Source organism: Clostridia bacterium (assembly GCA_035561135.1).
Classification (GTDB): Bacteria; Acidobacteriota; Terriglobia; order Terriglobales; family Acidobacteriaceae; genus DATMYA01.
Window position 1 is genome coordinate 23,798 of sequence record DATMYA010000040.1, and the last position, 12,098, is coordinate 35,895.

General features: G+C 57.8%; 11 protein-coding genes. All 11 read right to left on the minus strand.

Features of this window, described 5'->3' with window-relative positions; all coding sequences use genetic code 11:
- Nucleotides 1-109: 109 nt before the first annotated feature.
- Complete coding sequence (locus VN622_07920) at nt 110-607, minus strand: protein-disulfide reductase DsbD domain-containing protein (protein HWR35775.1); 498 nt, start codon at nt 605-607, stop codon at nt 110-112.
- A 6-nt stretch (nt 608-613) separates the two neighbouring features.
- Entirely contained in the window at nt 614-1,273 is a 660-nt protein-coding gene (locus tag VN622_07925) for a TlpA disulfide reductase family protein (GenBank protein HWR35776.1), read from the minus strand.
- Nucleotides 1,274-1,303: 30 nt separating this feature from the next.
- A complete protein-coding gene (locus VN622_07930) occupies nt 1,304-2,026 on the minus strand; it encodes a cytochrome c biogenesis protein CcdA (protein HWR35777.1) in 723 nt (240 codons plus the stop codon).
- Between the two features lie 90 nt (nt 2,027-2,116).
- A complete protein-coding gene (locus VN622_07935) occupies nt 2,117-2,557 on the minus strand; it encodes a hypothetical protein (protein HWR35778.1) in 441 nt (146 codons plus the stop codon).
- A gap of 244 nt (nt 2,558-2,801) precedes the next feature.
- Nucleotides 2,802-3,470 carry a fructose-6-phosphate aldolase gene (fsa, locus tag VN622_07940; GenBank protein HWR35779.1) on the minus strand — a complete coding sequence of 223 codons (669 nt, stop codon included), beginning with the start codon at nt 3,468-3,470 and terminating at the stop codon, nt 2,802-2,804.
- A gap of 39 nt (nt 3,471-3,509) precedes the next feature.
- A complete protein-coding gene (locus VN622_07945) occupies nt 3,510-4,343 on the minus strand; it encodes a fumarylacetoacetate hydrolase family protein (GenBank protein HWR35780.1) in 834 nt (277 codons plus the stop codon).
- Between the two features lie 84 nt (nt 4,344-4,427).
- Nucleotides 4,428-5,525 carry a hypothetical protein gene (locus tag VN622_07950; GenBank protein HWR35781.1) on the minus strand — a complete coding sequence of 366 codons (1,098 nt, stop codon included), beginning with the start codon at nt 5,523-5,525 and terminating at the stop codon, nt 4,428-4,430.
- A 257-nt stretch (nt 5,526-5,782) separates the two neighbouring features.
- On the minus strand, nt 5,783-7,531 hold the full coding sequence (locus tag VN622_07955) for a glutamine--tRNA ligase/YqeY domain fusion protein (protein HWR35782.1): 1,749 nt from the start codon (nt 7,529-7,531) through the stop codon (nt 5,783-5,785).
- Between the two features lie 42 nt (nt 7,532-7,573).
- Nucleotides 7,574-9,070 carry a glutamate--tRNA ligase gene (gene gltX / locus VN622_07960; GenBank protein ID HWR35783.1) on the minus strand — a complete coding sequence of 499 codons (1,497 nt, stop codon included), beginning with the start codon at nt 9,068-9,070 and terminating at the stop codon, nt 7,574-7,576.
- Nucleotides 9,071-9,501: 431 nt separating this feature from the next.
- Entirely contained in the window at nt 9,502-11,355 is a 1,854-nt protein-coding gene (locus VN622_07965) for a M14 family metallopeptidase (GenBank protein ID HWR35784.1), read from the minus strand.
- A gap of 160 nt (nt 11,356-11,515) precedes the next feature.
- Nucleotides 11,516-12,091 carry a 2-C-methyl-D-erythritol 2,4-cyclodiphosphate synthase gene (gene ispF / locus VN622_07970; GenBank protein ID HWR35785.1) on the minus strand — a complete coding sequence of 192 codons (576 nt, stop codon included), beginning with the start codon at nt 12,089-12,091 and terminating at the stop codon, nt 11,516-11,518.
- Between the last annotated feature and the right edge of the window lie 7 nt (nt 12,092-12,098).

Below are 12,098 nucleotides of genomic sequence, written 5' to 3' on the forward strand. Positions count from 1 at the left end.
GACGAAGGCGCGAGGTCGAAGGATACCTTTCATCTGCACCGTGATGGCAACGGGGATCCGCGGACTTCGGGCTTACACGCCTCGCTCAGAAGTATGACAACGCTCTCTGTTAGCGACGGCTGCCTTTTGCGATTCTTACGTCAAAGAAAACTGGAACCGTTTTCGGCGGGAAGCATTGGCGGTTGTTGCACGCCTGGTACTTGAGTTCGCCGTGCACGCGATAGGTTCCGACTGGCGTTCCCCGCGCGGCGCGGACGAGCGCCGACACCTTGAAATCGCCAGAGTACACGCTGAGCTTTTCGTCGGGCGAAAACGGAAAGACAAGTTGCTCGCCTGCAGGATACTTTACGCCGGCGATCATGACCTCCGTTGGTGGACTGAGCTTGAGTGAGGTCGGAATGAGAAGCTCGGAATTGGGCTTGTTGGAGTTGATGTGGAAACCGCTGTTGACGCGAAACACAAGCTGCGCCGGGGATGAAGAACCAGCACGCACCACAACGGGGTCGGCCGGCACGATCGTTACGCTTGGCTGAGTATTGGCATTTTGCGCGAGCGCTGAGCCAACAAGAACAAGTACGAAAGCGAGTGCAATGGAGATACGTTTCATGTTTTCTTAGTTCACCTTGACTGCGGGCGGATAGGACGGCGTGGGATCATCCGGTGGGGTTGATTGCGGCACGCTCGAAGGCAAGGCCTGCGTGCTGGGCGCGTTTCCATCGGCTTCGGCAACTTTCGATTCCAGAGCCTTTTTGACGTTGTCTTCAATCTCCTTGCGATTCACGATGCCGAAGACACGGTCCACTATCTTCCCGTTCCGGTCGATGTAGAACGTCGTGGGCAGGAAATTCACGCCGCCATAGAGTTCCGAGATGGACTCCTTGCCAAGCAGGACGGTGTAGTTGAGGTTCATGTCCTTCGCAAACTTCGAAATCGTGTCCAGTCCGGCATCGTCCATGGCGACGCCGATTACCTGGAGACCGTCGCCGCCATAACGCTCCTGGAGGTCAACGAACCAGGGCATTTCGGTCTTACAAGGAGTGCACCACGTCGCCCAGAAATTGAGCAGGATGGCTTTGCCACGGAATTGCGAGAGCTTAACGGTGTTGCCGTTGAGGTCCTTCAATTCAAAGTCAGGGGCTGTTTTCCCTTTGACATCGCCGACAATGTTCTGGCCGTCGGCACCATTGCCTGAGCGGTTGAGCAGGCGTCCGCTAAAAAGCATGACGGCGATCACAACGATGATAATCGCGAGAATAATCGCGTTTCGATTCACGCAAAAACCTTTCCCGATGAACCCGCGGCGCTAAAGCGCGAACCGGTTCAAGAATCCAAGATAGCCGGATAAGCGGCTGAACTGGCCCAGGGCTATGAGCGTGCCAAAAACGATCAGCAGCACGCCGCTGATAACCTCCACCGTGTGCAGATGCCGGCGAAATCTACTGTAAAAGCCTAGGAAGCGCTGAACACCCAACGACGTGATGAGGAACGGCACGGCAAGGCCGAGCGAATAAATGCCGAGTAGCAGAATGCCCTTCGCAACCGTGTCCTGCGAGCCCGCTAGTATCAGGATGCCGGCAAGGATGGGCCCGATGCAGGGAGTCCACCCGAAGGCGAAGGCGAAGCCGACCAGGAATGAACCCAGAGGGGTGCTGCCACCCTTGACGCCGTGCATGCGCTTATCGCTATAGAGCGCGTTGATCTTGAACAGTCCCGTAAGGTGCAGGCCAAACACGATGATTATGATGCCAGCAATTTTCGCAAGCACACTGTGATATTGGCGAGTGACCTGGCCCAGCGTAGTAGCGACAGCGCCCAGAAGAATGAAAACGATGCTGAAGCCCAGAATGAACATGAGCGAGTTCAGCATGACGGAACGCATCAGTTTGCGGTCAGCAGCCTGTAGCGTTTCAACGCTTGCGCCGGATATAAGCGAGACGTAGCCGGGAACCAACGGAAGCACGCACGGGGAAAGAAACGAAAGCACACCCGCAAGGAAGGCGGCGATTGGTAAAGGAAGGCTGGACATTCCTGTCTATTCTAGCAATCCGGGGTAGAGGACCGGCGCACGAAGGTACCTAAAACTCTTAAGAGGCTTAGAAATCTCGGGAAAACCCAGCTATAGAAATTCCGTTTGCTTGTCCATGGACGCCAGAGAGCGCGTCGACGACTTGCGCAAACCGCTCCACTCCTCTGAGATGACGATAGAGTTACCGGGATTGTGCGGATCGTACTTGATCGAGGTGGGCAGCCCGATGCGGCAGGAGTGCAAATCGATGAACTGCCGCAAGTACGTCACGTCCTGCGAACATTCGTAAGAAACTCCGGCCACGTCGTACTGATAGATGAGCAACTGAATGGTGCCGTGTAGCTCATCCGTGCTCTCATGCACGTCAATGACGGTCCCATCGGTGATCCGTCCGGTGAGGCTGATTCGCTGACGGCGTTCGTGTTCGCGCTGCTCCTCGGTCTTTTTATGACTGCGCAGCCAACAGGTGACTCCGACAAGCGCAACGGTGGCACCGCCCAGCACGACAGAATAGAGGCGAAGATTGCTCATAAAGAAAACTGAAGACCTTGGACAAGGTACCACCAGCCGGGGAGATAAAGGCATCCGGCCATATACCTAGGCAGATAGATATAGGCTGAGCCCAACACCGGTCCTGCGCAGAATTAGCCCGAAGGGGCGATACTCCTAAGTCCAGGACGGCAGTCCCGGAAAGAAGTTTGGCTAGGTGCGGCACGACGGAGGCGCCGTGCCGCCTGCCTGAAGTCGTAGCGTCTCAAACTGAGGAGCCGCCTGACTAAACTTTCGCGTACTCCAATTCCTTCATCTTTTCCCAGTCCTTCAGGAATGCGGCCAGGCCCTTGTCGGTGAGCGGATGGTTGAACATCATCTCGAGCACCTTCCAGGGAATCGTGGCAACGTGCGAACCGGCGAGCGCGGCATCGACGACGTGCAACGGATGACGCACGGAAGCCGTGAGCACCTGCGTCTGGTATCCGTAGTTGTCGTAGATCTGGACGATCTGACGGATGAGATCCATACCGTTGTGGCTGATGTCATCAAGGCGTCCAACAAAGGGGCTGACGTAGGTGCCGCCGGCTTTGGCCACGAGCAACGCCTGGTTGGCACTGAAGCAGAGGGTCATGTTGGTCTTGGTGCCCTCACCGCTCAGGACTTTGCAAGCCTTGATGCCCTCGCGCGTGGTGGGCAACTTGACGACGACGTTCTTGTGCCAGGTGGCGAACTCGCGCGCTTCCTTCAGCATGCCGTCTTTTTCAGTCGCGACCACCTCGACGCTGACCGGGCCATCGACGATGTTGCATATCTCGAGGATGGTGTCCTTAAAAGACTTGCCTTTGCCTTCCTTGGCAACGAGCGACGGGTTCGTTGTAACGCCGTCCAGGATGCCGAGAGCTTCGGCTTCGCGAATCTCGTTGATGTTTGCGGTGTCGATAAAGAATTTCATGTTTGGCTCACTGCTTTCGCGCTGCGTCAGAGTCGAAACTCAGTCGTTCACGACTGGATTGCGAAGCGTACCGACGCCCTCTACCGTGATTTCGACGACATCGCCTGGGTTGAGCGGGCCGACTCCGGAAGGGGTTCCGGTGGCAATCAAATCTCCTGGTAACAGCGTCATTACCTGCGAGATATAGCGAATTATAGCATCCAGCGGGAAGATGAAATCGGCCGTTGAACCGCTCTGGCGCACCTCTCCGTTGACGCGCGTCTCGACCTTCACGCCCTTCCACGGATCGATGTCCGTCGATATTGCCGGGCCGACGGGGCAGAAAGTATCGAAGCCCTTGGCGCGTGTCCACTGGCCATCGGTCTTCTGCAGATCGCGGGCGGTGACGTCGTTCACGCAGGTGTATCCGAGGACGTAGTCGCGGACATCTTCGTCGTCGCCGAGCTTGTGGCAGGTGCGTCCGATGATGACGCCGAGTTCGCCTTCGTGATCTACGCGCTGCGAAAGAGCGGCTGGACGGCGAATTTCTCCGCCATTCGACAGTAGCGATGATGGCGGCTTGGAAAAGATCAGCGGCGATTTCGGGAGATCGTTGCCCATCTCATGCACATGGTCCGCATAGTTGCGGCCAACGCACAGGACTTTGCTCAACAGCGGAAAAGGAATGAGGACGGTGGCTTTATCGAGCGGTATGGCGGTTTCGAGCGCCTGAATAGATTCCACAGCAGGCAGCATGATTCGCTGCGGGATTCCGAACTCCGAGACTTGAAGCTGCGGTCCCGGCATTGAAGCCGTGATGGTGTCGCGTCCATCCACTGTGGAGATGATGCCGTAGCGGGCGCCTTCGGGAGTCATGTATCGGCAGAAGCGCATAAGACCTCGGAGGACCGTTCACCGCAGAACTCGTGCGAGGAAGGCCCTTTCATTATTGATAATCGGAATACGAAAGCCAGGCGATCATTTTACTTCGGGCACCGTCTCGCTCGTTTCTTCCGAACGCGGGCTTTCGTTTCCGCGGAGGTCGATGGCGGAGACGGCATAGAAATATGTATGTCCGGCGGCGACCTCTGGATCGCGGTATGCCGAAGACTTCACCGGTTCTGCGTTGATCTTCTGTGGCGCGGTACCGGCTTCGTGCCGGAAGACGTTATAGCCGGCAACGTCGCTCTCGGCATTGGGAGCCCAGGTGAGATCGATGGAGGGCTTTTGTCCGACACCGGAGAAGACGGCCTGAAGACCCGTCGCTTGTACGGGCGGAAAAGTATCGTGCACGAAGATTTTGATGGCGGGAGAATCTTCGCCTTCCACTTCGGCGGTGGCTTGTCCGGATTCAACGACCTCCGTGACGGAAGTGACCTTGTACTCGTAGGTCTGTTCCCACTCGAAGCTGTGATCTGGAACTGTGCGGACAGCGCTGTCGAGGGGCAACTCTTCAACAATCACAAAGCTTCCCTGTCCGGCGGGGCGGCGGAGCAGGCGATAGCGGAAGCCGAGAGCGGGCGACTTTGGCGCTGCGCTGCGCGTGAGCCCTGTCCAGGAGACGGCAACGCCCTCAGGCGACAGTTGCGCGCGAACGTCTTGCGGCGCGGGTAGAGTGGGCGCGAGCGATACGCGCACCTGGTTCGACAGTCCGGCGCTGCGGTCGCGCGGGCTTAGGGCTTCGATGGCGTAGGTCGCGAAGCCAGTGGCGGAATTCGCAGCGGGAAGCGTGTCGTTGAACACGACGTGCGGGCGCTGCCCTTGCGACGTCGCGGAAGTAATCTGTTCCGGGGTCAGCGAAGCGACAATGTCGCCGCACTGCGTCAACGCAAGCTGTCCTATGGCGCGGCAGACACGCGTTGCAGCAGGCCTGCGGATGTTGCGACGATCGGTGGTCTGGCTGGGCTGCGTCCATTCGAGAACAACAAGGTTGCCCTTGCGCGTAGCGGCAAGGTCCTCGACGGGGCGCGGCAGGTCGAGAGACGGAGGTTGCGGCGCACCGGGCGTGCCGCAGCCTGCGCCGGCGAGCACAAGCAGGGATATAGAGATGAAGCCGAGCAGTCGTGTGATTCGCATGAGAAAAGCTAATCAGCGTATCAGTGGAGAGCAGGATGGGACAAGCAGCGATAAATGTTGATCTGAGAAATAGCTTCATGTCGACCGGAGCGCCGAAGGCGCGAAGTGGAGACACCTTGTGGTTTGTGTGCGGCGGAAACACAAGGCGGTTCGACTACGCGCCCGCGGGGCGCTACGCTCCATGACGCATATTCTGAATTAGCTCTAAGCACTCTCAGTCCAGCCTGCGCTGGAAAGACGGTCATTCAACGCCGAAGCTATCCCTGATTGCCCTTTCCGCGTTGCCCTTTCTCGATCTTAGCCCAGGTATCTTTCAGCGCGATGGTGCGGTTGAACACTGGCTTTTCGGGAGTCGAGTCGAGATCGACGCAGAAGTAGCCGAGACGCTCGAATTGGTAGCGGCTTTCCACCGGAGCTTTTGCCAGCATCGGTTCCAGCTTGCAGTGGGTCAGCACCTCCAGCGAAGCTGGGTTCAAATTGGAAGTGAAGTCCTGCCCCTCTTCCGTCTGGTTCGGATTCTCTTTGGTGAAGAGCTTGTCGTAGATCCGCACCTCGGCATCTACGGCATGAGCCGCTGACACCCAGTGCATGGTGGACTTCACCTTGCGCCCATCGGGAGCATTACCACTGCGGGTTGCCGGATCGTACGTGCAGTGCACTTCGACAACTTCGCCAGTTTTCTCGTCCTTCACGACGCTGGTACAGGTGACGAGGTAGGCATAGCGCAACCGAACCTCGCGCCCGGGAGAGAGCCGGTAATACTGCTTCGGCGGATTCTCGCGGAAGTCGTCCTGCTCGATATACAGCACGCGGGAGAACGGCACCTTGCGAGTGCCCGCCCCGGGATCTTCCGGATTGTTCACCGCGTCCATCTCTTCAACCTGACCCTCGGGGTAGTTGTCGATCACAACCTTCAAGGGTCGTAGCACGGCCATTGCGCGCGGGGCGCGCTTGTTCAGGTCCTCCCGGACAAAGTGTTCGAGCAATGCCAGTTCGGTCGAGCCGTTCGTTTTCGAAACGCCAACGGCCCCGCAGAAATTCCGAATCGCTTCAGGCGTATAGCCGCGTCGCCGTATGCCGGAGATGGTTGGCATCCGGGGATCGTCCCATCCGCTCACGTAATGTTCCTGCACCAACTGGAGCAACTTGCGCTTGCTCAGCAGCGTGTACGTGAGGTTCAGGCGGTCCATCTCTATCTGCTGAGAGGGGAAGATGCCCAACTGCTGGATGAACCAGTTGTAGAGCGGGCGATGATCCTCGAACTCCAGGGTGCAAATCGAATGAGTGATCCGCTCCAGCGAGTCCGATTGCCCGTGTGCAAAGTCGTACATCGGGTAGATACACCACTTGTTGCCCGTGCGGTGGTGCTCGGCGTGCAAGATGCGATACATCACCGGATCACGCATGTTCAGGTTCGGCGAAGCCATATCGATCTTGGCGCGCAGAGTGCGTGAACCGTCAGGAAATTCGCCCTTGCGCATGCGTTCAAACAGGCCGAGATTTTCTTCGACCGACCGGTCGCGATAGGGGCTCTCCTTGCCGGGTGCGGTCAGCGTGCCGCGGTACTGGCGCACCTCGTCGGCCGAGAGATCATCGACGTAGGCCTTGCCGGATTTGACGAGCTGCACGGCCCACTCGTAAAGCTGGTCGAAGTAGTCGGACGCGTAGAAAAGACGGTCTTCCCAATCGAAGCCGAGCCACTTCACGTTTCCGATAATGGAATCGACGTATTCCTGCTCTTCCTTGGACGGATTCGTGTCGTCGAAGCGCAGATTGGTCTTGCCGCCAAACTCGGCTGCCAGTCCGAAATTTATACAAATCGACTTAGCGTGGCCGATGTGGAGATATCCGTTCGGCTCCGGTGGGAACCGCGTCTGGACTCGCCCGTCGTATTTGTTCGTCTTCAGGTCTTCGATGATGATGTCGCGAATGAAATTGGACGGAGTGGTTACCGGCTCTGCGGCCGTGTTCGCGCCAGTCTCGGTCTCGGAAGATGGGTTATTCATAATTTCTGTCCTCGGCCGCAGCCCGAAGCTGCGTACCCGTGCTCATTGGATTCTCTGAATTGCCTGGTCGATTCGCGCCAGGGTAGTGTCGCGGCCAAGCACTTCCAGTGTTTCAAACAGTGGCGGCGCATTCTTGCGGCCGCAAACGGCAACCCGGATGGGCTGAAACATTTGCCCTGCCTTCAAGCCCATATCCTGAGCGGCACGGCGCAATGCTTCTTCTAACGCCTGATGCTTGAACTCGGTTTGCGCCAGCACTTCGCGGGAATGCTTCAGGGCTTTAAGGGCCATTGCGGCATCTCCCTTTTGCGGGATGAGCTCGGCGCTGTCATACGGCGGCAACTGCTCTACAAAGAAGAAGTCGGCCACGGTCAGCACATCGCAAAGCAACTTCATGCGCTCGCGGATCAGCGGCGTAATTTGAAGCATCTTGGAGCGTTCGACCTCGAACCCGGCAGCGCGCACGATCGGCAGCAGGCGCTCACTCAGATCCTCTACCGGCAATGCTCGTATGTGTTCCGCATTGAGCCAGAGTGCCTTCGAGTCAAACGTGTCATCTATCGTGACGGCCGGTTCCTTGAAATTAATGACGGCATTCGCGCGATTGATCCCTTCCAGGGAAAAAGCTTCGATCAATTCCTGTCGCGACATCTGCTCGCGGTCGTTCTTGGGCGACCAGCCCAGAAGGCACAGGAAGTTGACGAACGCCGCTGGTAGAAAGCCTGCGTCTCGGTACGTCGTGACGCTCACGACCGGTCCGTGGCGACGCTTTGACAGCTTGGTTCCATCCGGCGCGACCAGCAGCGGAAGGTGCGCGAATTGTGGCTGTGTTACTCCAGCGGCCTCGAAGATCAGAATATGCTTGAACGTGTTCGAGAGATGGTCCTGCCCGCGAATAATGTGGCTGATAAGCAGGTCGGCGTCATCGGCGCATGATGCCATGTGATACGTCGGCATGCCATCGCTGCGCAGCAGGGCGAAGTCTTCGATGTCTGCTGCCGACTTCGCCTGCTCGCCATAAACGCCATCGACGAAGCGCACCGATCTGTCGCCGTCGCGAGGCACGCGGAAGCGCAACGCGAAGGGTTCTCCGGTTGCGGCCCGGCGATCGCTCTCTGCGCGCGGAAGCTCTCGCATTCCGGCGTTGAACAGCCATCCCTGAACGCCCGATTTCTCGCTCTCACCGGCGTGCGCGGGAGTGAAATCACGGTAGGCTAGGCCTTTCTGGAAAATGGCGTCGGCAATCTGTCGATGCAGCGACAGGCGCTCGGATTGCCTGTACTCTTCGTCCCAGTCGAGATTGAGCCAGCGCAATCCTTCAAAGATAGATGTGAGCGAGGCTTCTGTATTGCGCTCCACGTCGGTGTCGTCCACGCGGAGAACCATGGTCCCGCCAAGATGGCGGGCATAGAGCCAATTGAAGATGAAGGTACGCGCACTCCCAACGTGCAAGAACCCAGTGGGAGAGGGCGCAAAACGCACTCTTAACATTTCAAATAAGTATACAAGGTGCTTTTGGGGCGATACAGAAACGGGCATTGAACTGGAACGGAACTTGCGCGATGGAGACCCCGCAGGGCGCGGCTTTTCCGCGATTCTGCCTGCGGAGTGCAATTGATGGCAAACTTGTACGAATCTTCGCCGGACGTTTATGCGGGAACGTGGCAGAGGCGGGTGGCTAGACCCAAGTGTCATCCAACGTCGTTATGAGATCAAGAGCAGCACTGGCGGTGGCTAGGCAGTGTCATCCTGAGATTGCGCCCGCCTTGGCGGGGTCGAAGGATCTGCTCTGATTCCGCAACGGCACAAAAACAGATCCTTCGCTTCGTTCAGGATGACACTCAAGTTCTTCCATCTGCAAAACTACAAAGGCTGAGTTCCTTCTTTCGGAGGGCCGTTCTCTAGCCTTATCTTCCTCTGCTCCTCGGCGGTCACTTCAAAGTCGCCCAAGACTCGCGACCCGCAGCTTGCTACTTCGCTAACGGCAGGCCGTCCATGGAATCGAGCCGCCCGACCGGGTAGAAGCCGATGCGATCGTCCCACCAGGGCGAGTGCTTATAGAACCAGTTGAGCCGACCGTAAGGATTGGCCGAAAACTCGTGATCGCTGACGACCTTCTTTTCGAACTCAGCTTTGAGTTTCGGGTCTTTGGCCATCATGTCGCGCGCGAGCTTCTCCAGCACGTAGGCTTCGCCGTATTCCTTCTGCTCAAAGATAGAATCGAAGTAGCCCCAGGCGACGGCGGAATCCGGGGCTTCGGGTTCCAGGAAGTGCATGGCGATTTTTGCCGCGCGCTGGGCAGTAGGGACCACAACCGATCCGGCAGGAAACGTCTGTTTCTCACGAACCGGCTCGCAGGCTTCGCCGCGCTGGTTGCGTTTATCGCGCGGCCACGTCGCAAGATGATGCCCCTCGAAAGGCTGCACGGCCCATTGCGGCGTCTGGCACCGATAGAACTCGGCTACGCCTGTCCATGATGCCGTGAGCTTGCGCATAGCAATGCCGTGAGCAGAGAGCACATCGATGACCGTCGTCCACTGTGCCGGGATGACGTATGCGGCGGGCACAGTGACAGCGCGCGTCACTTTGAGCGAAGACTGGCGCGGGATATCGAGTTCCACAGGCTCATGCGTGTACGTGGTGCGCATCGACCCGGAGATTTCACTAAGACCCGTCTCCCATTTATATCCTTTGTAGCGGAATGGCTGCGTTTCGCCGCTTGGCTCCATGAGTAACGGGAAGATAGTGCGGGAGTTCTTCGCGGCGATGGTGGCCTGGTCGGCTTCGCGATTCAAGCGGATGAGGTTGTCGGCTTCGCGGTTCACAAGCTCTAGGACAACGCGCAGCGTCTCGTAATTGCCGAGCACACGTGTCTTGTAGTCCTTCATCATGTGCATCTCGACCAGCATCGAGGGACGGTTCTGGTTGTTGATGTATCCGGTGGCGAAGCGCGTTGTGCTCTGGCCAATGGAGATGCCGGACTCCGGTGTAGCGCCGATGAAGTCCATGTAAGGCGCGATGAGATGTCCGCTGTCGTTGACGCCGGTTTCCAATTGCGGCACGAACGTCTTGCGAATCCATTCTCCCACCGGCTGATAGCTGCCGGCGTCGGCGTCGAGGAAGTAGGTAACGTCGTATTGGTAATCCGCTCCGTCGGTCACGTGGTCATCGACGAAGAAGTCGGGAAGGTAACGGTTCCACAGCTTCAGGAATGCGCGCGTCTCGGGCGCGTCGGCCTTCATGTAATCGCGGTTAAGGTTGAGTTGGCGTGCCTGTGTGCGCCAGCCCATCTGCTCTGGGCCGTTCTGGTTGATGCGGTTGTACGGACCAAAGCGCTCGTGTCCGTCGGCGTTGTAGATGGGAATCACAACCAGGACAGCACGATCGATGAGGTTGGCAAGTTTCTTCGTAACCACGATCTCGCGCAGAAGAGCGAGTGAGGCGTCTTTGCCGTCCATCTCGCCGGCGTGTATGGCGTTCTGGATATATACGATGGGGCGATTAGCTGCATGCACCTTTGCTGGGTCGAACTCGCCATCCTTGCTGACGATAATGGCAACAAGGTCGCGCCCTTCCCCTGTTGCGCCGAAGGTCTCAATCTTAATCTGCTTTGGCGCGGCGGCCGCGAGACGATGAACGTACGTCATGGTCTCTGCGTATCGGGGCGTGGTCCGGTAGTCCGAGATTTCGGCCGGCGTGCGCCAGTCCGTTGAAGAGGTGGCAACGTTTTCAGCCTTCTTCGGACCGGGATCGCGGGTGACTTTGGTAGTCTGCGCCGAGGCGCAGACGGCAACGAACAGGGCGAATGCGACGATACTTTTCATAGGTTGTGTGTAGAGGAAACATAGTTTACGGCGGGAGGCAGCGGGGGACAACCGTTGAAGAGATTATCGTAAAACAGCACCTTTCGACGTGCCAGCAGGCGACCGCCGGAGGCGCTGCGGATACGAGTAGTATCTGTAAGTTCTTAGACTTTACTTCCCCCTACTTCTTAACCTCGGGCACCACGTCTTCCAACACCTTCTCGACGACAACATCTACCACAGGCTGCGGCAGGGCTTCGGCTACCTGCATCTTGCGCTCGTTGGAATCCGAATTCCTAATGAGCAGCACCGCTGCATGAGCGATGGCGGCGTTGTCTGTGCCCATGCCCTCTGGAGTTTTCGCCTTTATGCCAACACACTCCGCTTCGACCTTCAGCAGTTCAGCAACGCGCTTCTGGATGCGAAGGGAGTGTGGGCCAATTTTGGGAGCAGCAACAATGATCGTGGTATCGCAGTTGCCGACCCTGTACCCTGCACGCGCGATGTGGCGCATGGCTTCTTCAATAAAGAGCACAGAGTTAGCGCCCTTCCACTTGGGATCGCTCGGAGGGAAGAATGCGCCGATATCTCCGGCGGCAACGGCTCCCAGCAGCGCATCGGTCAAGGCGTGCAGGAGTACATCGCCATCAGAGTGGCCAGCCAGCCCTTTCTCAAAGGGCAGTTCGACGCCGCCGATCATGAGCGGGATACCGGGCTTGAACTCGTGCGAATCCCAACCGTAGCCGATTCGAAACATCAATTGT